At 72.5% G+C, this 19492-nt stretch carries 14 protein-coding genes, 1 tRNA gene and 1 pseudogene; 10 read left to right on the top strand and 6 right to left on the bottom strand.

The annotated features are described in order from the left end of the window. Positions 1–75: 75 nt before the first annotated feature. Positions 76–1761 (top strand): MFS transporter, encoded by a 1686-nt coding sequence (locus ACFW5B_RS04435; RefSeq protein WP_386433046.1) that lies wholly within the window; start codon positions 76–78, stop codon positions 1759–1761. Between the two features lie 54 nt (positions 1762–1815). Here ACFW5B_RS04435 and ACFW5B_RS04430 read toward each other — a convergent pair whose 3' ends face one another. The 4 genes from ACFW5B_RS04430 to ACFW5B_RS04415 all read right to left on the bottom strand — a co-directional run bounded on the left by ACFW5B_RS04430 (position 1816) and on the right by ACFW5B_RS04415 (position 8079). Further along, positions 1816–2829, bottom strand: coding sequence for a cellulose-binding protein (locus ACFW5B_RS04430; RefSeq protein ID WP_386433043.1), 1014 nt, complete (start codon positions 2827–2829; stop codon positions 1816–1818). 163 nt (positions 2830–2992) lie between these two features. Beyond that, positions 2993–3928, bottom strand: a complete 936-nt coding sequence (locus ACFW5B_RS04425) for an LCP family protein (RefSeq protein WP_386433257.1) — start codon at positions 3926–3928, stop codon at positions 2993–2995. A 246-nt stretch (positions 3929–4174) separates the two neighbouring features. Further along, on the bottom strand, positions 4175–7066 hold the full coding sequence (locus ACFW5B_RS04420) for an SUKH-4 family immunity protein (RefSeq protein WP_386433040.1): 2892 nt from the start codon (positions 7064–7066) through the stop codon (positions 4175–4177). A gap of 5 nt (positions 7067–7071) precedes the next feature. Then, entirely contained in the window at positions 7072–8079 is a 1008-nt protein-coding gene (locus tag ACFW5B_RS04415; RefSeq protein WP_386433037.1) for an SMI1/KNR4 family protein, read from the bottom strand. 333 nt (positions 8080–8412) lie between these two features. Between ACFW5B_RS04415 and ACFW5B_RS04410 the strand changes: the two genes are divergently transcribed. Together ACFW5B_RS04410 and ACFW5B_RS04405 are read left to right on the top strand one after the other, a co-directional pair. After that, a complete protein-coding gene (locus tag ACFW5B_RS04410) occupies positions 8413–8931 on the top strand; it encodes a YwqJ-related putative deaminase (RefSeq protein WP_386433034.1) in 519 nt (172 codons plus the stop codon). An 8-nt stretch (positions 8932–8939) separates the two neighbouring features. After that, a complete protein-coding gene (locus tag ACFW5B_RS04405) occupies positions 8940–9503 on the top strand; it encodes an SUKH-3 domain-containing protein (RefSeq protein WP_386433031.1) in 564 nt (187 codons plus the stop codon). Positions 9504–9748: 245 nt separating this feature from the next. On the opposite strand, the gene ACFW5B_RS04400 is transcribed toward ACFW5B_RS04405, so the two are convergent. Next, entirely contained in the window at positions 9749–11215 is a 1467-nt protein-coding gene (locus ACFW5B_RS04400; RefSeq protein WP_386433028.1) for a sensor histidine kinase, read from the bottom strand. Positions 11216–11369: 154 nt separating this feature from the next. On the opposite strand from ACFW5B_RS04400, the pseudogene ACFW5B_RS04395 reads away from it, so the two are divergent. The 7 genes and pseudogenes from ACFW5B_RS04395 to ACFW5B_RS04365 all read left to right on the top strand — a co-directional run. Then, positions 11370–11609: pseudogene (locus tag ACFW5B_RS04395) on the top strand (hypothetical protein); the annotation flags it as partial. Between the two features lie 29 nt (positions 11610–11638). Continuing rightward, positions 11639–11710: transfer RNA gene (locus ACFW5B_RS04390), tRNA-Gln, on the top strand. 132 nt (positions 11711–11842) lie between these two features. Then, on the top strand, positions 11843–13300 hold the full coding sequence (glmU, locus tag ACFW5B_RS04385) for a bifunctional UDP-N-acetylglucosamine diphosphorylase/glucosamine-1-phosphate N-acetyltransferase GlmU (RefSeq protein WP_386433025.1): 1458 nt from the start codon (positions 11843–11845) through the stop codon (positions 13298–13300). Positions 13301–13372: 72 nt separating this feature from the next. After that, positions 13373–14347 (top strand): ribose-phosphate diphosphokinase, encoded by a 975-nt coding sequence (locus ACFW5B_RS04380; protein WP_386433022.1) that lies wholly within the window; start codon positions 13373–13375, stop codon positions 14345–14347. Positions 14348–14528: 181 nt separating this feature from the next. After that, positions 14529–15125 carry a 50S ribosomal protein L25/general stress protein Ctc gene (locus tag ACFW5B_RS04375; protein ID WP_386433019.1) on the top strand — a complete coding sequence of 199 codons (597 nt, stop codon included), beginning with the start codon at positions 14529–14531 and terminating at the stop codon, positions 15123–15125. A 144-nt stretch (positions 15126–15269) separates the two neighbouring features. Further along, positions 15270–15857 (top strand): aminoacyl-tRNA hydrolase, encoded by a 588-nt coding sequence (gene pth, locus ACFW5B_RS04370; protein ID WP_386433016.1) that lies wholly within the window; start codon positions 15270–15272, stop codon positions 15855–15857. An 80-nt stretch (positions 15858–15937) separates the two neighbouring features. Then, positions 15938–16459, top strand: a complete 522-nt coding sequence (locus tag ACFW5B_RS04365; RefSeq protein ID WP_386433013.1) for a hypothetical protein — start codon at positions 15938–15940, stop codon at positions 16457–16459. Between the two features lie 75 nt (positions 16460–16534). Here the strand turns inward: ACFW5B_RS04365 and ppc are convergent, their stop codons facing one another. After that, positions 16535–19297 carry a phosphoenolpyruvate carboxylase gene (ppc, locus tag ACFW5B_RS04360; protein ID WP_386433010.1) on the bottom strand — a complete coding sequence of 921 codons (2763 nt, stop codon included), beginning with the start codon at positions 19295–19297 and terminating at the stop codon, positions 16535–16537. Positions 19298–19492: the final 195 nt, after the last annotated feature.

Genomic DNA, 19492 nt, shown 5'->3' with positions numbered 1-19492 from the left:
CCGCCGGATTCCCGGTTCCGCACCATCCGCTCCCGTGGAAGGGTGCGCCGTACAAGGACCTCAGAAGGGGGCACGGTGAGCGGAAGCACGCGACGGACCGGGGACAGTGGCACGCTGCGGGCGGCGGGCCCGCCGCCGCGTCCCGTCGTCGCCGCCCTGATGCTCGGGATGGCGCTGGCCGCGCTCGACTCGACGATCCTCGCCACCGCCGTCCCGCAGATCGTCGGCGACCTCGGCGGCTTCGCGGTCTTCTCCTGGCTGTTCTCCGGCTACCTGCTGGCCGTCACCGTCACTCTGCCGGTCTACGGCAAGCTCTCCGACACCTTCGGCCGCAAACCCATCCTGATCACCGGCATCGTGCTCTTCCTCGCCGGGTCGCTGGCCTGCGCCGGCGCCTGGGACATGGGGTCGCTGATCGCCTTCCGCGTGGTGCAGGGCCTGGGCGGCGGCGCCCTCCAGGGCACCGTCCAGACCATCGCCGCCGACCTCTACCCGATGAAGGAACGCCCCAAGATCCAGGCCAGGATCTCCAGCGTCTGGGCCACCTGCGCGGTCGCCGGGCCCGCGCTGGGCGGGCTGCTCGCCACCTGGGCCGACTGGCGGTGGATCTTCCTGATCAACCTGCCGGTGGGCGGGCTCGCCCTGTGGCTGATCGGGCGGCACTTCACCGAGCCGCAGCGGGAGCGGCCGGTCCCCGGCGCCCGCCCCCGGGTGGACTGGCCCGGCGCGCTGGCGATCTTCGCCTGTGGCGGGCTGCTGCTGACCGCCCTGGTCCAGGGCGGGGTGGCCTGGGCCTGGCTCTCCACCCCGTCCCTGTTGCTGCTGGCCGGCAGCGCGGGGTGCGCGGCGCTCACCGTCCTCATCGAGCGCCGGGCCGCGGAGCCGATCATTCCGGGCTGGGTCTGGCGCCGCCGCACCATCTCCGCCGTCAATCTCGCCCTGGGCGCCCTGGGCCTGCTGATGGTCGCCCCGACGGTGTTCCTGCCCACCTACGCACAGTCGGTACTGGGCCTGAGCCCGACCGCGGCCGGCTTCGTGCTGTCCGTGATGACGCTGAGCTGGCCGGTCTCGGCCGCCCTCAGCAGCCATGTCTACAACCGGGTCGGCATCCGCACCTGCGCCCTGCTCGGCATGGGCGGGGCCGGTCTGGTCCTGCTCGCCTTCCCGCTGCTGCCCTACCCGGGCGCGGCCTGGCAGCCCGCGCTGCTCATGCTGGCGCTCGGCGCGGCGCTCGGCCTCTTCCAGCTCCCGCTGATCATCGGCGTGCAGTCGTCCGTCGGCTATACGGAGCGCGGCACCGCCACCGCCTCCGTACTCTTCTGCCGCCAGGTCGGCCAGTCCGTCGGCGCCGCGCTCTTCGGCGCCCTCGCCAACGCCACCCTCAACGACCGTCTCGCGCACGCCCCTTCGGACCTCCGCCCCGGCCTGCCCGGCGACCTCGACGCGGTCTCGCACGCGCTGGCGCACGCCGGCGGCCTCACGGCCCGCGCCACCGACTACCTCCGCCGGGCCGTCGACACCACCGTCGACCATGTCTACGCCGGCGCCGCCGCGGCCGCCGGACTCGCGCTGCTCGCCCTGCTGCTGGCGCCCCGGCGCTTCCCGGTGCACACGGACACCCCGGTGCCTACGGACGCCCCGGTGCGGACGGAGACCGCGGCGCATGCGGAGACCGGTGGCGCGGGCAGCGGCGGTACGGACAGCAGCGGTGCGGACACCGGCGGCGCCGACCGCCGCGAGGACGGGCCGCGCGGGGCGTGACCGGGAGGCCGGCGCCCGGGGCGGCGGGGCGGCCGTACGGCCCGGCGGCCCCGTTCAGGCGCCCGCGCCGCCGGCCGCGCGGGGCAGTTGCGTCTCCAGGGTGTCCTCCGCGTCGGGACCCTCGGCGTCGCCGCCGGACTCCTGGCGGGCGTCGCCCGTCCCCGCGCCCTCGCCGTCGTCCCCGTCCGGCACCGGTGCCTTCCCGGTGAGCGCGGCCAGGCTGTTGCGTACATGGGTCATATGGGTGCGGACCTCTTCGCCCTCCGCCTCGTGCTCCCGCAGGACGCGTGCCGTGGTGCGCTCGATGCGCTCCACCTCGGCCCGGGCCTGGGCCAGCAGGCCGGCGGCGCGGTCCTCGGCGTCCTCCTGACGGTGCCGGGCGGCCTCCTCGGCCTCCGCGTACAGCCGCTCGCTGTCCGCACGGGCGGCCTTCCCGCGGGCGTCCAGCTCCGCGACCAGCCGGTCCGTCGCCGCCTCCTGCTCCGCGATCTCCCGCCCGGCCGCGTCCCACTCCTCGGCCTGCCGCTGCTCCTGGTCCTGCAGCAGCTGCGCGGTGCGCCGGCGCACCTCCGCCAGCTCCCCGGCCGCCTCCTCGCGCAGCTTCGCGTCCTCCTCGGCGGCCACCGCGACGAGTTCGGCGGCCTCACCCCGCGCCGCCTCCACCGTGCGCCGGGCCAGCGTCTCCGCCTCCTCGCGCCGCGCGTGCGCCAACTTGCCGGCCGCCTCCCGGATCTCGTCGGCATGGGCCGCGGCCGCCTCCCGCAGCTGCTCGTCCGCCTGCTCCGCCTCGGCCCGCAGCCGCGCCGCCTCCGACTCCGCGGTGGTCAGGATCAGCCGTGCCTCGCTGCCGAGCGAGACATAGGTCTGCGGCGGCAACTGCGCCACCTGCGCCCGCAGTTCCGCGAGCTCGGCCTCCATCTCGTTGGACAGGACCGTGAGCCGTGCGGCGCGCTCCCAGCAGGAGTCGCGGTCGACCGAGAGCCCCTCGACGCGGCGGTCCACATCCTCCGGCCGGTAGCCGCGCCCTCGTACGGTCTCGAACCCGTGAGGCGACACCGATGCACTCATCCCTCAAGCCCCTCTCCGCCGCGCGCGGCCGCCGTACGGCCCGCGGCCCTGCGCGCCTTTCACATGGTTGTGTACGGCACTGTGCGGTTACGCGTATTTCCCTGGGAATCGGCGCGAGATCTCACCCTCGCACCACTTCACCCCATCCACCCCCCAGGATGCGTTATTTGCTGTCGGAAGTCGGAATCCGTTCGTCGTGGCGCAGCGCCTGGAACAACTGCCTCGCCCCGTTCTCGTCCCACGGAAGCACCGATCCCACACCACTGATCATCACTCCGGGACGGTTCACCGGAACCGTCGTCGCCGTACCGCCGCCCCCGGCTATCTGCTTCATCGACCAGCCCATGTCCAGCAGCCGTCCCACATCCGCGCCGTCGTCCACCACCAGCGCCGCCAGCGAGGCGTCCAGCACCCGCCGCAGCCGGCCCGGGTCGAGGAACACCGACGGGGCGGTCATCTCGTCCGCCACCGCACCGAGCAGCTGCCGCTGACGCTTCACCCGTCCGAGGTCCCCCTCCGGGTCGGCATACCGGGCCCGGACGAACGCCAGTGCCTCGGCACCGTTCATCACCTGGCAGCCGGCCGGGAAGTCCGCACCCGACTTCTCGTCCTTCAACGGCGCGTCCAGACACAGCCGCACCCCGTCCAGCGCGTCCACGACCCGCACGAACCCCAGGAAGTTCACCTCGGCATAGCGGTCGATCCGCAGCCCGGTCGCCTGTTCCACCGTTCGGGTGAGCAGCTGCGGACCGCCGTCCGCATACGCCTCGTTGATCTTCCGGCTGCCGTGGCCCGGTATCGGGACGTAGCTGTCGCGCGGCAGGCTGACCAGCGTGGGGCCGTTCTCCCCGGAGTGCAGCACCATGATCGTGTCGGTGTTCTGCACCTGGTTGTTGCCGACGTGCAGCTCCGCGCGCTGCTCCGGGGTCAGCGCGGTACGGCTGTCGGTGCCGACCAGCAGCCAGTTGGTGCCCTTGCCCGCGGGCGGCCGCCCCGGGTAGTCGCCCAGCGCGGCCACGTGCTGGAGCTGCCGCCCCGCCGAGACGTACAGCCAGGCGCCGCCCGCGCACACCAGGGCGACCAGCACCAGCAGCGGCACCAGAATCCAGGTGAGCCACGCCCGCCGCCGCCCGCGCGGCCGCGGCCGGCGCGGCGGAACGCCCCGCTGCCCGCGGTGCCACCACCGCGGGCGCCCGGCCCGGTACAGCGTCGTGGACGATGCCTGCGACAACGGGGGTATCGGACGGCCCATATACGCATGGTCGGCGCGCCCGGCCCGTCCCGCAGGTCGAGCGCCCCGGCCCCAGGCGGCGGCGAAACCCGCCGCCACCCCTCTGACCTGCGACTACAGCAGCCCGTCCCACATCTGCTCAAGCAGCACCGACCACCACGTCTCCGGCGAACCCAGCGCCGGCGGGTCCAGCGCGACCAGCTGCGCCTGGAAGTCGACGGTCCAGCGGCCCGCCTGCTCGGGCGTCAGCCCGTACCGCAGCCGCCACATCCGCCCCAGCATCGCCAGACAGCGCGTGAACTCCGGCAGCCCCGAGTTCACGAACTGCGGCGTCACCGGCGCACCGCCCGGCCCGGCCTCCATGGGCAGCGCCACGATGTGCGCGGTCCCGTACTGCACACACAGCTGACGGCCGAAGTCGTTGCCCATCACCAGATACGAACCGGCGTCCGCGGCCGGCTGCACCATCCGCTCCGCCGCCAGCTCCGCCAGCGTCGGCACCGGGCGGTGCGGCTGCGCCTGCGCCCAGAAGAACGGCCCGAAGTCGACCGGCAGCCCGGCCCACACCAGCATCTGCGCCACCACATCGGGCACGCCCTGCCGGGAGACCGCCCGCTGGTCGAAACGGAACAGGGCCTGCGGGCCGAACGCCTGCTCCAGCTCCTGCCCGATCATCTGCGGAGGCACCGGCGGCACCGGCTGCACCTGCGACGGGTGCGGCAACGGCACCCGCACCGGCGCCGGCCGCGCCGGACCGTCCGCGACCTGGTGCAACTCGCCCTGGTGCTCGACGAGATGCCGTACGCCCTGCTGCCGCGAGGCGTGGTCCCGGCCGTAGGCGGCGGTGTGGCTGATCCGCACCTGCGGCCAGTTCTCCCGGATCATCCGGGCGCAGTAGCCGCCCGGCAGATCGCAGCACTCCAGCTCGGTGTGCAGCTCCAGCACCTGCTGCGGCGGGACGTTCATCCCGCGCAGCTCGTGCAGCAGCTGCCACTCCGGGTGCGGTGTACCGGGCGCCGAACGGCGCACGATCTTCTGCTCCGAGCCGTCGGGCGCGCGGTAGCTCAGCACGGCCATGTAGCCGGGTCCGACCGTCGGCTGCCCGGCGGGCGCCTGCGGATAGCCGTACGCGCCCGCACCACCGGGGCCCGGCGCACCGGGCGGACCCTGCGGAGGGCCGGGCGGCGCCTGCTGAGGGCCGGGAGGTGGCGCGGGCGGCGGCGTGGGGCCGGCCGACGGCGGGACACCGGGGCCACCGGCGGCAGCGCCCGGCCCGCCGGGACCGGCCGCCTGCACGGCCGCACCGTCGGCGAGCATCGTCGCCGCGGCGTGCACGCCACCGGCGGCGGGACCGCCCGTGGCGGGCGGCGGAGGCGGCGGGGGCGGACCGCCCTGGCCGCCGGAGCTCCGGCCGTCGCCGGGCTTGCCGGGCGGGCCGGGCGGCCGGGGCGCGTTCGGCACACCGGGCGGCGAGGGCGGGGGCGGCACACCGGGGCCACCGGCGGCAGCGCCCGGCCCGCCGGCACCGCCGAGACCGGCCGCCTGCACGGCCGCACCGTCGGCGAGCATCGTCGCCGCGGCATGCACGCCACCGGCGCCGGGACCGCCTGCCGCGGGCGCACCCGCGCCCCCGGAGCCCGGCGCACCGGGCCCGCCGGAACCGCCCGACGCCTCCGCACCGCCCGTTCCGTCCACCGCGCTGAGATCCACCGCGTCCGCGTCCAGCTGCGAGACCATCTGCGTCGGTACGTAACCACCGGCCGGCACCCCGGGCGCACCGGGGCCCGGCGCCGAGGGCCCGCCGGGCGGGCGCACACCGTCCGTGCCGCCGTCCACGGCCTGCGCCGCTTCCGGCTGCGCGGCGTCACGGCCGGCCCCGGGGGGACCGGGAGGCGCAGGAGGGCCGGGCGGACCGGGTGCGGCGGGCGGCGGGGGCGGGCCCGCGGCGGCGTTGCCGGGCAGCGACGAGCCGTCGGCCAGCATCGTCGCCGCGGCATGCACACCGCCGCCGGCGGGCGGGGCGGGCGGCCCTCCCGCGGGCGCGCCGGCACCCGGCGGGGGCGGCACATCGGTGACCGGCGGACCGGACGGCGGCGGCAGGTCCGGCAGCCCGGCGGCGGGCGGCGGCACGGACGGCATCGGCGGCGGCAGCGGAGCGCCGCCGGGCCGGGCACCGCCCTCCGGCAGATCCAGCGCCGGTGCGACCTGCGTACGCGGCAACTGGCTGCCGCCCTGGAGGAGTTCGGTCTTGGCCTCCGGCCGGGCCCGCGGCGCCGCCGGCTCCTCGCCCTGCTCCTCGAAACCGGCCAGCGGCGGCGCGAACACCGTCGCGGGCAGCCCCACCGAACGGTCACCCCCCGCACCGGAGGTGGTGTCCGCGTCGGCCCACGCCCCCGGCGCACCGGGCACACCGGCACCCGCTCCCGGGCCGGCCTCCGCCGCCTGCGCGGCCCCGCCGTCCGTACCGTTGACGCTCACCTCGGCCCAGGCGTCCGACGCCGACTGCGCGGGGGCCGGACCAGGCGCGGGCGCAGGGGCGGGCGCGGGAGCAGGGGCAGGGGCGGGCGCCGGGGTGGCCGCGCCCTGCGCGCTGCCCGCCGTACTCCCCGCCGCGCCCTGCTGCTCCGCGAGGCGCCTGGCGTCCGCCGCCTCCTGAAGCCACTCCGGCGGCGTCAGCAGGAAGGAGGTGGCCTCCAGATCGATCCGCTGCGGCGGCGCCTCGGCCGCGCCGTGCCCGGCGTCCACCGGAGCGCCGTACGCCTCCTCGAAGCGCCGGATCACCTCACCCACCGGCAGCCCCGGCCACAGCGTCGTCTCCCCGCTGTCCCGCGCGATCACCAGCCGGGCCCGGCCGCCATCCGTCGTCGGACCACCCTCCCGGTCCTCGGCCCAGGCCACGAAGCCCAGATCGAACTCCCGCACCCGCACCTCACGGTGCAGCGCCGGCGGCACCTCGCCGTTCACCCACCGCTCGGCCCGCTCCTGCGCCTGCGCGAACGTCACCACCGCGCTCAACCCCCCACCGCGACCGCGTACGCGAAGCCACCGTCGACCATCAGATCCGCCACCGTCTCCAGCTCGGGCGGATTGCCCGCCAGCCGCTGGAGGAAGTCATCGAAGTCCGCACCGCACGGCAACAGCAGCCGCTCGACCCGCTCCTGCACCGTCCACCCGTCCTGGTCCCGCGCATCGTCGTACGGGCAGAACCACACCGAGCCGAGCGCCTCGCCGCGCACCTTCACCGCGACCACACCGCCCTGCACGAACGCCACGCCCAGATAGTCCTTGGTGAAGTGGTCCCGCAGACACTTGTTCACATAGAGCAGATCGTTGACCGCCGCGTCATCGCGCACCGTGAAGAACGGCTGGTCGACCAGCAGCCCCAACTCCGCGTCCAGCGCCGCCCCCACCGGCGCACAGCCGCCCGCCGCCTTCAGGAACGACCGGTACGCGCCCGGCAGCCGGTAACCCAGCGCCTCCTCGGCCTGCGCCAACTGCTCCTCGCCCACCGACAGATCGCGGTGCGGCAGCCCGAAGTGCGCCGGCCGGGTCTCCTGCAACGGCCGGGTGCCGCGCTTGTCGTGCGCCACGGCAGCCGTCGCCAGCCCGCCGTGATGCCGCAGCAGCGCCTTCACCTCGACCGGGATGAGCTCCATCCGCCGGGTACCGGCCACGTGATGCCAGGTCCAGCCGTGCGGTGTCGCCACGGCCGGCACGTCTATCCAGAGCTCGTGCCCCTGCGCGTGCAGGGCCGCGTTCGCCGACACATAGTCCGTCAGCCGCAGTTCATCGACGCCGAAACCCTCCGGCGGCTCGGCGATCTCGGCCGCCGCGCGCGCGTAGGGGGAGAACTCCGGGAAGCCCCGTTCGTCCATCCGCACCCCGGCGGGGTACCGTGCGGCACGGACCGGATCCGGAAAATGCACGACCTGCCCGGCATAGGCCGAATTCGGTGGCACGGCACCTCCCGCCGCACGGGGGCCGGGGTGTGCCCCCAGCCCTTGCCGACCTGTCGTCATCGCGCTTGCCCCCTGGCTGAAGCTGGCTTTGAGAGCACAGCCTAAGCCGTACCGCCACGCCCTCCCCCTCCCCCGTCCCCTCCTCACACCCCCCGCCCGTCAGCCCCGCGACACACCGACGTCACCCACCGCCGCACCACCTCCGAGCCCCCGCGCACCACCCCGCCCACCTGCCCCGTTACCGTGCGACCGACGCCCCGTCAGGTCGCCGTGAGATCACCGACGGCCCGCCCGACTACCGCAACACCCAGCACATTTGGCAGTCTGACCATCCCCCACCTACGGCGGGGGGACCCCCAGCAACACGGGGATTCGGGGAGGGAAAGCACCACCATGAGCACCACTGCACGCCACCACAACTCAGCCGCCGGCGACCCCCGCATCGGCTGGAGCGGCCCCGCCGACGCCCATCGCGCACCCGCCCTCCACCACCGCCGCGACGGCATCCTCCCCACCATCGGCGCCGCCTTGTCAGTACGCGGACAAACCCTCACCTGTACCGCCGGCAAGGCAGAACAGCCCCCCGCCCTGCACCCCCTCGTCCAGGACTTCCTCGACACCCTCGCCACCGCACAGCGCGAACGTTTCACCGGACGCTGCCCCGAAGCCGTCCTGCTCTCCCGGCACCTCACCGCCGTCGAGGCCAACCGCGGCAAACGCGCCTCCCGCAAACCCCTCACCAACGGCGAAGCCCGCCGCTCCCTCAAACACTCCAAACTCACCGCCCGCCACATCCGCGAGGACGGCGACCCCCAGCACGGCAGCTACGCCCCGCCCTGCCGCTCCTGCGACGCCCTCCTCGCCCACTTCGGCGTCATGCCCATCAGCGGCACCACGCCCACAGGAAGCTGACCACCACCATGCCGCCCACCACCCCCGGCCCCCGCACCCCCGCCCACGACCGGACCGACCCGACCCGCTTCCCCGCCGCCGTCGACGTCGCCCTCCAGGAAGCCGGCTGGGAACCCGGCCGCTGGGACATAAAACAGGCCGAACACTGGGCCGACACCCTCCGCGCCCACACCTCCCCCGCCGGCCACCGCCACACCGTCTTCGCCGCCGCCGTCGAGGCCTGGGCCGAATTCGGCGGACTGCACATCGCCGGGCCCGGACCCGGCCGCCACATCGCCCCCACCCCCTTCACCATCGACCCGCTGCACGGACTGCACCTCGCCCGCACCCTCGGGGACCTCGGCCGCGCCCTGGAAATCGACGTGGCCCCGCTCGGCCGGGAAGAACTCACCGACCACGACGGGGCCACCTTCAGCCAAGCCGCCCTCGCCATTGATGCCGAGGGGCGGGTCTACAGCATCGATCACACCGGGGACTGGTATCTCGGGGGCGATATCGACAGTGCGTTGGGGACGTTGGTGCTGGGGACTCGGCCCGTGCGGTTGGGACTCGCGGCGAACGTTGCCGACTGAGCCGCCGTGGCTCGTCCGTTGTCCTTTTCGCCTTCGGCGGGGGTGTGGGGTCGGGCGGGGGCCGCTCTGCTGTGCGGTGCGTGCCGGGTGTGGGCGTTCGGACGGCGACCCCCGCCCGGTGGGGGGGAGATGTCCAGGCGCCGTGGGGATGAGCCCGGGTCGGGGCGTGCAGGGCTCATTGCCCGGCGGTACGGGTGGTGTCCGGTCCCGTTTGGGAGTCAGTCCCGTTTGGGGGTCAGTCCCGTTCAGCGGGCGACGGGAGGACGGCCGGGCGACGGCAAGACGGCTGAGACGCGGAAGCCGCCGGAGTCCGTCGGGCCCGAGACGAAGGCGCCGCCCAGGGCCGTTACCCGTTCGCGCATGCCCACCAGGCCGTTGCCGCCGCTCGGCAGGCCCGCGTCGGCCGCGCCGCCCTCGGACGGGCCGTTCTCCACCTGCACCGCCAGCTCGCCGTCACGGTGCGCCAGCCGCACCCGCGCCCGTGCGCCCGGCGCATGCTTGTGCACATTGGTGAGCGCCTCCTGCACCACCCGGTAGGCGGTCCGCTCCACCCGCGGCGGATACTGCCGCCCGGCAGCGGACGGGTCCCCCTCGGACACCCCGTCCACCGTCAGCTCGACGCTCATCCCGGCCGCCCGCGACTGGCCCACCAGGTCCGCCAGCTCCGCCAGATGGGGCCCCTCGGCATCCGCGTCCCGGGCCGCCGGCACCGACTCCCCGCCAGACGGACGAGTGTCCTCCGGCTTTCCCGCGCTCCCGCCCGCGGACGGCACCGACGGCCGGGACTGCGCCGTCGCCTTCGCGCCGGCCCGCGAGGCCACCGCCGCCAGCCGCTCCGGGGCCGCCGGCACCGCGTCACCCCGCGCCGCCGCCGCGTCGGCCGTACGCAGCACCCCCAGCATCTCCCGCAGCTCCGTCAGCGCCTGCCGCCCCATGTCGCCGACCAGCCCGGCGTTCTTCGACGCCTTCTCCGGGTCCTTCAGCGCCACCGCCTGCAGCGCCGCCGCATGCACCACCATCAGACTCACCCGGTGCGCGACCACGTCGTGCATCTCCCGCGCGATCCGCGTCCGCTCCTCGTTACGGGCCCACTCCGCCCGCTCCTCGGCCCGGTCCGCCAGCAACGACAGCTCGCGCTCCAGACCGTCCGCCCGCTCCCGCAGGCTCTCCACGAGCCGCCGGCGGGCCCCCACATACAGCCCCCACAGCACCGGCGGCGCCGTCAGCACCAGCCCCAGCGCCAGCGACATCGCCGGCACCAGCCACATCGGCGGCTGGAAGTCCTCCTGCGCCGCCACGTCCTGCCGCAGGCTGAGGAACGTCGTCACCAGCGTCCCCACCGCCGTCATCCCCGCCAGCAACGCGATGATCCGGCGCGGCACATCCGACGCGGCGAGCGTGTACAGGCCCACCGTGCTCAGCAGGCCACCCATCACCGCCGGAGTCACCGCGATCGAGACCAGCACCACCAGCACCGGCCGGCGCCGGCGCAACAGCAGCACCGGACCCACCAGCAGACCGAGCAGCACCCCGACCCACTCCGGCAGCTGCGCCCCCGCGGCGAACCGTGCCCCCTCGAACACACACTCCACCGTGGAAGCCGCCGCCAGAACCACGTCCAGCACGGCGCTCCGCCGCCGGGCCCACCACCACGGCCCACTCACCGGCGCACCCCGCGCGCCGACACTTTCGCTTGCCCCCGTTGCGGTCATACCGACCAGCCTACGGGCGCCCGCTCCCGATTCCCCGACCCGTTACCGGCCCCGGACCGGAGCCGTTACCAGCCCTCACCACCGGTTATCACTCGAACTGTTGAATCGCCCACATTTTCGACACCGCCTGCCTCCCGCACCCGACACCCTGGCGATCCACACGACCGCCGACGTGGAGGCGGCCGAGCGCTACCGGGCCGGCCTCGTCGGCGTGGACGTCGCCGCGCTCCAGAAGACCACGCTCAAGAAACACAACGCCAAGACCACGCGCAAGAACGTCGGGGCGGGCTACCGCGGTTGCCTGGTGATCCGGGTGCTACAAAGTGCAGAGCCATACCGTCGCATCGAAGGCTGGTGGTACGGCATAGTGTTGGGTGCCAAGCGGCCAGACTGACGCGATGTCCGGTCTAAACCGCTTCACTATCCCCTGTGGTGTAATTGGCAGCACTGAGGCTTTTGGTGCCTTATGTCCGGGTTCGAGTCCTGGCAGGGGAGCACACACACAACGGGCGAATTTCCGGGTCCTGACCACCACGTCAGGACCCGCCCGCGTTTCGGCTGCAATACGCACCGGTATCCTTCGGATGACCACCACCCGAAGTAGCCAAGAAGCCGAAGGGCATCCCCGTGAGCGCCAACCGCCCGGCAGCCGTCGTCGTTCTCGCAGCGGGTGAGGGCACCCGCATGAAGTCGGCCACCCCGAAGGTCCTGCACACCCTCTGCGGCCGGTCCCTCGTCGGACATGTCGTCGCCGCCTCCCGTGAGCTGGACCCCGAGCAGCTCGTCGTGGTCGTCGGCCACGCCCGTGAGCAGGTGCAGGCGCACCTCTCCGAGGTCGACCCCGCCGTGCGCACCGCGGTGCAGCACGAGCAGAACGGCACCGGTCACGCGGTGCGTACGGCTCTGGAGGAGCTGAGCCGGAGCGGCGTGGCCGTGGACGGCACGGTGATCGTCGTCTGTGGTGACACCCCGCTGCTGACCGGTGAGACGCTCCGGCTGCTCGGTGACACGCATGCCGCGGACGGCAATGCGGTCACGGTGCTGTCGGCGGAGGTCCCGGATGCGACGGGGTACGGGCGCATCGTGCGGGAGGAGAGCTCGGGCGCGGTGACCGCGATCGTCGAGCACAAGGACGCGAGTGTGGCGCAGCGGGCGATCCGGGAGATCAATTCCGGGGTGTTCGCTTTTGACGGCCGGCTGCTGGTCGATGCGCTGGGCAAGGTGCGTACGGACAACAGTCAGGGCGAGGAGTACCTGACGGATGTGCTGGGGATCGTGCGCGAGGCCGGGCACCGGGTCGGTGCGGCGGTGGCCGGTGATCACCGGGAGATTCTGGGGATCAACAACCGGGTGCAGCTGGCGGAGGCGCGGCGGCTGCTGAACGAGCGGTTGCTGGAGCGGGCGATGCTGGCCGGTGTGACGGTGGTGGATCCGGCGTCGACGTGGGTGGATGTGTCGGTGACGTTCGAGGCGGACGCGACGGTGCATCCGGGGACGCAGCTGATGGGTGCCACGCATATTGCGGCGGGTGCCGAGGTGGGTCCGCATTCGCGGTTGTCGGATACGTCGGTGGGTGCGGGCGCGGTGGCGTCGTTCACGGTGGCCGACGGTGCGCGCATTGGTGAGGGCGCGAATGTCGGGCCTTATGCGTATCTGCGTCCGGGGACGGATCTTGGTCCGAAGTCGAAGGCCGGTACGTATGTGGAGATGAAGAACGCGTCGATCGGTGCGGGGACGAAGGTGCCGCATCTTTCGTATGTGGGGGATGCGACTATTGGTGAGTTCACCAATATCGGTGCGGCGAGTGTCTTTGTGAACTACGACGGTGAGGCGAAGCACCACACGACGGTCGGGTCGCATTGCAAGACGGGGTCGGACAACATGTTTGTGGCTCCGGTCACGATCGGGGACGGCGCTTATACGGCGGCGGGCTCGGTTATCACCAAGGATGTGCCCCCGGGTTCGCTGGCGGTCGCGCGTGGCCAGCAGCGGAATATCGAGGGTTGGGTCGCGCGCAAGCGGCCCGGAAGTGCTGCCGCGCAGGCGGCTTCGGCTGCTCGCCGGGAGTCCGAGGGCGAGCGTTGATCGTGCAGAGGGTGCGCCGTGCGGGGCGTACCGTGATGAGCGCACGCAAACTGTGATTCGAGGAGATTTGCTGTGACCGGGATCAAGACGACCGGCGAGAAGAAGCTGATGCTCTTCTCCGGCCGCGCCCACCCCGAGCTGGCGGAGGAGGTCGCACACCAGCTGGGTGTGGGCCTGGTCCCGACGAAGGCTTTCGACTTCGCCAACGGTGAGATCTATGTCCGCTATCAGGAGTCGGCGCGTGGCGCGGATTGCTTTTTGATTCAGAGCCACACGGCTCCGATCAATAAGTGGATCATGGAACAGCTCATCATGATCGATGCGTTGAAGCGGGCGTCGGCCCGGAGCATCACGGTGATCGTGCCGTTCTACGGTTATGCACGGCAGGACAAGAAGCACCGTGGCCGTGAGCCGATTTCGGCGCGGCTGATCGCGGATCTGATGAAGACCGCGGGTGCGGACCGTGTGGTGACGGTCGATCTGCACACGGACCAGATCATGGGCTTCTTCGACGGCCCGGTGGATCACCTTTTCGCGCTGCCGGTGCTTGCGGATTACGTGGGCGCGAAGGTGGACCGCGAGAAGCTGACGGTGGTGTCGCCGGACGCGGGCCGGGTGCGGGTGGCGGACCGCTGGTGTGACCGTCTGGGTGCGCCGCTGGCGATCGTGCACAAGCGGCGTGACAAGGACGTGGCGAATCAGGTCACGGTGCACGAGGTCGTCGGTGATGTGAAGGACCGGGTGTGTGTCCTGGTCGACGACATGATCGACACGGGTGGCACGATCTGCGCGGCGGCGGACGCCCTGTTCGCGAATGGCGCGTCGGATGTGATCGTGACGGCGACGCACGGTGTGCTGTCGGGTCCGGCGGCGGACCGGCTGAAGAATTCGAAGGTCAGCGAGTTCGTGTTCACGAATACGCTGCCGACGCCTTCGGAGCTGGAACTGGACAAGATCACGGTGCTGTCGATGGCGCCGACGATTGCCCGGGCGATCCGTGAGGTGTTCGAGGACGGTTCGGTGACGAGCCTCTTCGAGGAGCAGTGAGGTAGCTCCGCACTGATCGACTTTGGGGCGGCCTTCCGGCCGGGTAGACTCGTGGAGTTGCTCGGCGAGGGAGGCCGCCCTTTTGTGGTGGCTGTCCGTTATCGACGCGCTCTTCGTAGCAGGTCTGTCGTGGGCCGGGTAACGCCCACCAGATGTTTTCTGAGTTACGAGGAGTGCAGTCATGGCTGAGGTCAAGCTCGACGCCCAGGTCCGTACCGACTTCGGTAAGGGTGCCGCCCGTCGTGCGCGCCGCGCGGACCTGGTTCCCGCGGTCATCTACGGTCACGGCGCGGAGCCGAAGCACGTGGCGATCAACAACCACGCGCTGATGATGGCCCTGAAGACGCCGAACGCGCTGATCCGTCTGGAGTTCGACGGCAAGAGCGAGCTGGTCATCCCCAAGGCCGTGCAGCGTGAGGCGATCCGCCAGTTCCTGGTGCACGTGGACTTCCTGGCCGTGAAGAAGGGCGAGAAGGTCAACGTCGAGCTGCCGATCCACACCGAGGGCGAGCTGGCCCCGGGCGGCAACCTGCTCGAGTACGTGCTGAACACCCTGCCGGTCGAGGCCGAGGCCACCCACATCCCGGAGTCGGTCACGGTCTCCGTGGCGGGTCTGGACGCCGGTCACTCGGTGCACGCCAAGGACATCACGCTGCCGACCGGTGTGTCGCTGGCCGTTGAGGACGACGCCGTGGTGCTGCAGGTCGTGGCGGCGCAGGCGGAGGCTCCGGCCGAGGAGGCCGCCGAGGGTGAGGCCGCCGAGGGCGCCGAGGCCTGAGTGGTTTTCCGCTGAGACGGGTTCTCGGCGCTTTGTCCAGCCGCTGCCGCGCGCCTTTGGGCGCGGGGTGGCGGTTGGGCTGTTTCATGGGCAGTTGCGGTCGGGGCCGGCGGGTTGTGGCCGGCGGATGTGGGAGTGGCTGAGATGGCGGACGCTGATCCGTGGCTGGTGGTGGGGCTGGGTAATCCGGGCCCGGAGTATGCGCGTAATCGCCACAATGTGGGGTTCATGGTGGCGGATTTGCTGGCGGAGCGGATGGGGGGCCGTTTCAAGGCGCACAAGGCGCGGGCGCAGGTGGTGGAGGGGCGTTGTGGTGCGCCGGGTCCGTCGGGTCGCCGGGTGATCGTGGCGAAGCCGATGTCGTTCATGAATCTGTCGGGCGGTCCGACGACGGCATTGCGGGATTTCTACAAGGTGCCGGTGGCCAACATCGTGGCGATTCACGATGAGTTGGATATTGATTACGGTGCGCTGCGGCTGAAGCTGGGTGGCGGTGACAATGGCCACAACGGTTTGAAGTCGATCACCAAGTCGCTGGGGGCGGAGTATCACCGGGTGCGGTTCGGAATCGGGCGTCCGCCGGGTCGTATGCAGGTGGCGGATTTCGTGCTGAAGGACTTTTCCGGTGCGGAGCGGCGGGAGTTGGATTACTTCGTGGACCGTGCGGCGGATGCGGTGGAGACGCTGATCGTGGACGGTCTGGAACGGGCGCAGAGTACGTACAACTCCTGAATGGGACAGCGGGGGCCAGGCTCTGACGAACCATGGTCGGAGGTTGACCGGGTGCTGCTGGATGGCCAAGGATCGCCGCCATGGCCAGAACCAGAACGCGCACCCGTTCGGTCAAGCGCAGTCGTTCCCGGCGGGTCGGTGAGAGCGCCTATGGCGTGCTGCTCGTCGTCCGGAACGGGTTCATGGGGCTGCTGGCGTTGCTCCTGCTGGTGGCGGGGGTGTGGACGTCGTGGCAGACGGCGCAGTACGCGATGCTCGTCAAGGCGCGGGGGCGCGGTGTGATGACGGTGTCGGCGTGTGCGAAGGATCGGTGCACGGGGCCGTATGTGCCGTCGTCGGGCGAGGGCCGGCGGCTGGCGAAGGTGTCGGTCGCGGAGGCGGCGGTGAACCGCGGTGAGCGGGTCGAGGTGACGGTCGAACCGGGGACGACGCATGCGGTGCGGACCGGGCCGGCCGGGATGCTGCATGCGTGGGTGCCGTTCGCGGGGTCGTTGTTGCTGGCGGCGCTGGTGGTGGCCGGGGGGCTGCGGATGCGGCGTACGGCGTGGGTGATGGGGTTGTTGGGCGCGGCGTTGCTGGGCGCGGCGTTCGCGGCGCTGTAGGGCCTCATAGGCGCATACGACGGCGGCCCGTCCTCTCGGTGGAGAGGGCGGGCCGCCGTCGTGTGCCGGGGTGGGTCAGCCGGTGTTGCGGAGTCCGGCGGCGACGCCGTTGACGGTGAGCAGCAGGGCGCGGGCGAGGACCGGGTCGGGCTCCTCGCCGCGTTCGGCGGCGGTGCGCTGGCGGTCCAGCAGCGAGACCTGGAGGTAGGAGATCGGGTCCAGGTAGGCGTCGCGGATGTGGAAGGTCTGCTTGAGGACCTTGTTGGAGTCGAGGAGTTCCTTCTCCCCGGTGATCCGCAGGACCTCGGCGACGGTGAGCTCGTGTTCGGCCTTGATGCCGTCGAAGACGTGCTTGAGCTTGTCGGGGACGAGGGTGTCGACGTAGTGCTGGGCGATCCGCAGGTCGGTCTTGGCCAGCGTCATGGTGACGTTGGACAGGAAGTTGCGGAAGAAGTGCCAGTACTCGTGCATTTCGTCGAGGACGCTGTCGAGTCCGGCCTCGCGGGCGGCCTTGAGGCCGGTGCCGACGCCGAACCAGCCGGGGACGATCTGGCGGGACTGGGTCCAGCCGAAGACCCACGGGATGGCGCGGAGTCCGTCGAGGCCGGCGCCGGAGTCGGGGCGGCGGGACGGGCGCGAGCCGAGGTGGAGTTCGGCGAGCTGGTCGACGGGGGTGGACGCGAAGAAGTACGCGGGCAGGTCGGGGTCCTCGACGAGCCGGCGGTAGGCGCCGTGGGCGGCGTCGGAGACGGTCTCCATGGCGGCGTCCCAGCGGGCGAGGGCCTCGTCGGACTGCCGGGGGGCGGTGTGCAGGGCGGAGGCCTGGAGGGTGGCGGCGACCGTCAGCTCCAGGTTTTCCCGCGCCAGGGACGGGACGAGGTACTTGTCGGAGATGACCTCGCCCTGTTCGGTGACCTTGATCTCGCCTTCGAGGGTGCCGTAGGGCTGGGCGAGGATCGCGTCGTGCGAGGGGCCGCCGCCGCGGCCGACGGTGCCGCCGCGGCCGTGGAAGAGGCGCAGGCGTACGCCGTGCCGGTGGGCGACGTCGCGGAGCAGGCGCTGGGCGCGGTGGATCTCCCACTGGGAGGTGGTGATGCCGCCGAACTTGGAGGAGTCGGAGTAGCCGAGCATGACCTCCTGGACGTCGCCGCGCAGGGCGACCAGGCGCCGGTAGGAGGGGTCGGCGAGCATCTCGTCGAGCAGCTGGTCGGCGATCTTCAGCTCGTCGGTGGTCTCCAGCAGCGGCACGATGCCGACCTTGGCCCAGCCGGCGTGCAGGTCGATCAGGCCGGCCTCGCGGGCGAGGACGGTGGCGGCGAAGACGTCGTCGGAGCCCTGGCACATGGAGATGATGTAGGACTCGATGACCTCGGGGCCGAAGGTGTCCTTGGCCTTGAGGATGGTGCGGAAGACGCCGAGGGTCTTGGCGCCGGCCTCGTCGAGGGGGGCCGGGGTGGGGGCCAGCGGGCGGCGGGAGCGCAGTTCCTTGGCGAGGAGCTTGCGGCGGTAGTCGCGCGGCATGTCCACATAGCGCCACGACTCCTCGCCGAGGCGGTCGAAGAGCTGGCCGAGGGCGTGGTGGTGGGCGTCGGCGTGCTCGCGGACGTCCATGGTGGCGAGCTGCAGGCCGAAGGCGGCGATCGTGCGGAGGGTGCGCTCCAGGCGGCCGTCGGCGACCAGGCCGCCGCGGTGTTCGCGCAGTGAGTTCTGGATGAGGGCGAGGTCGTCGAGGAGTTCCGTGGTGCCGAGGTAGTCGCGGCCGGGCACGTGCGGGGTGTCGGCGGCGAGGCGCTCGCGGGTGTTGAGGAGCTTCTGCCGGATGCAGGTCGCCTTGAGGCGGTAGGGCTCCTCGCTGTTCAGCCGCTTGTAGCGGGGGCTGATCTCCGGGAGGAGGTCGAGGTCGTGCTGGAGGGAGGCCAGCAGCTCGTCGGTGGCGCCGCAGTTGCGGATGGAGTTGGAGAGCGCGCCGCGCAGCTCGTCGACGTGCTCCAGGGCGTCGGTGATGCCGTGCTCGTGCTGGAGGAGCAGGACGTCCCAGGTGACCTGGGGGGTGACGTTGGGGTTGCCGTCGCGGTCGCCGCCGATCCAGGTGCCGAAGGTGAGCGGGCGGGTGCCAGCGGGCAGCTCGGTGCCGGCCCGCTCCAGCTCGGCGGCGAGGTCTTCGAGGACGTCGCCGACGGCGCCGCGGCCCAGCTCGTCGAGGTAGTAGATGGCGTTGCGGGCCTCGTCGGTGGGCTCGGGGCGGGCGACGCGCAGCTCGTCGGTCTGCCAGATGAGGTCGATGTTCTCGGCGAGGCGGAGGTCGGCCCGGCGGCGCTCGGCGTCGGGGCTGTCGAGCAGCTCGGCGACCTTGCGGAGCTTGGTGAGGACGGAGCGCCGGGCGGCCTCGGTGGGGTGCGCGGTGAAGACGGGGCGCACGCCGAGGTTGCGGGCGGTCTCCTGGAGGTGCTCGGGGTCGGCGTCCTTCAGCAGGTCGGCGGTGCGGGCGAGGATGCTGCCCTCGGCGGCGCGCCGGGCGCCCAGTTCCCGGCCGCGGTGGACCTGCTCGGTGACGTTCGCGAGGTGGAAGTACGTGGAGAAGGCGCGCACCAGCTTGGCGGCGGTGGCCAGGTCGGTGTCGCCCAGGAGCCGGGCGGCGGCTTCGCCGTCGGAGCGGGTCAGGGCGCGTACCCGCTCGACGAGGTCGAGCAGTTCCTTCCCCTCCTGCCGGACGAGGGTCTCGCCGAGGAGGTCACCGAGGCGGCGGATGTCGGCACGCAGGGCGACGTTGTCGCTCGGGCCGGTCTCGGGGCCTTCGATGGACACGATCTCGGCCGGGGTGTTGTCGGCACTGCTCACAGGTGCGGCTCCTTGCGGCGCTCAGGGACGTCGCGCGCGGGCGACCCGTGGGTGGGGCCGGGGCGGGCGACGGGTTGGGCAGGTCTGATGCGGGCGGGATTGCGGACCGCGCTGTCCGACGTCCCCAGGATAGGTCTGCCCAGCCTCACGGAATCACACCGTCCGGTGGGTGGGCACTGCGTCACAGGTGGCGGG

It is taken from the genome of Streptomyces sp. NPDC058773, from assembly GCF_042746015.1.
In the GTDB taxonomy this organism is placed as follows: domain Bacteria; phylum Actinomycetota; class Actinomycetes; order Streptomycetales; family Streptomycetaceae; genus Streptomyces.
Note: the sequence above shows the minus strand (reverse complement) of the source record. Positions and strands in the feature narration are given on the sequence as shown.

What these genes read in the sequence shown, in the direction of transcription:
- ACFW5B_RS04410 (WP_386433034.1), top strand. Translation starts at nt 8,413, where the DNA reads ATGAGCACCACTGCACGCCACCACAACTCAGCCGCCGGCGACCCCCGC.
- pth (WP_386433016.1), top strand. Translation starts at nt 15,270, where the DNA reads ATGGCGGACGCTGATCCGTGGCTGGTGGTGGGGCTGGGTAATCCGGGC.
- ACFW5B_RS04365 (WP_386433013.1), top strand. Translation starts at nt 15,938, where the DNA reads ATGGCCAGAACCAGAACGCGCACCCGTTCGGTCAAGCGCAGTCGTTCC.
- ACFW5B_RS04375 (WP_386433019.1), top strand. Translation starts at nt 14,529, where the DNA reads ATGGCTGAGGTCAAGCTCGACGCCCAGGTCCGTACCGACTTCGGTAAG.
- ACFW5B_RS04405 (WP_386433031.1), top strand. Translation starts at nt 8,940, where the DNA reads ATGCCGCCCACCACCCCCGGCCCCCGCACCCCCGCCCACGACCGGACC.
- ACFW5B_RS04400 (WP_386433028.1), bottom strand. Translation starts at nt 11,215, where the DNA reads ATGACCGCAACGGGGGCAAGCGAAAGTGTCGGCGCGCGGGGTGCGCCG.
- ACFW5B_RS04415 (WP_386433037.1), bottom strand. Translation starts at nt 8,079, where the DNA reads ATGACGACAGGTCGGCAAGGGCTGGGGGCACACCCCGGCCCCCGTGCG.
- ACFW5B_RS04430 (WP_386433043.1), bottom strand. Translation starts at nt 2,829, where the DNA reads ATGAGTGCATCGGTGTCGCCTCACGGGTTCGAGACCGTACGAGGGCGC.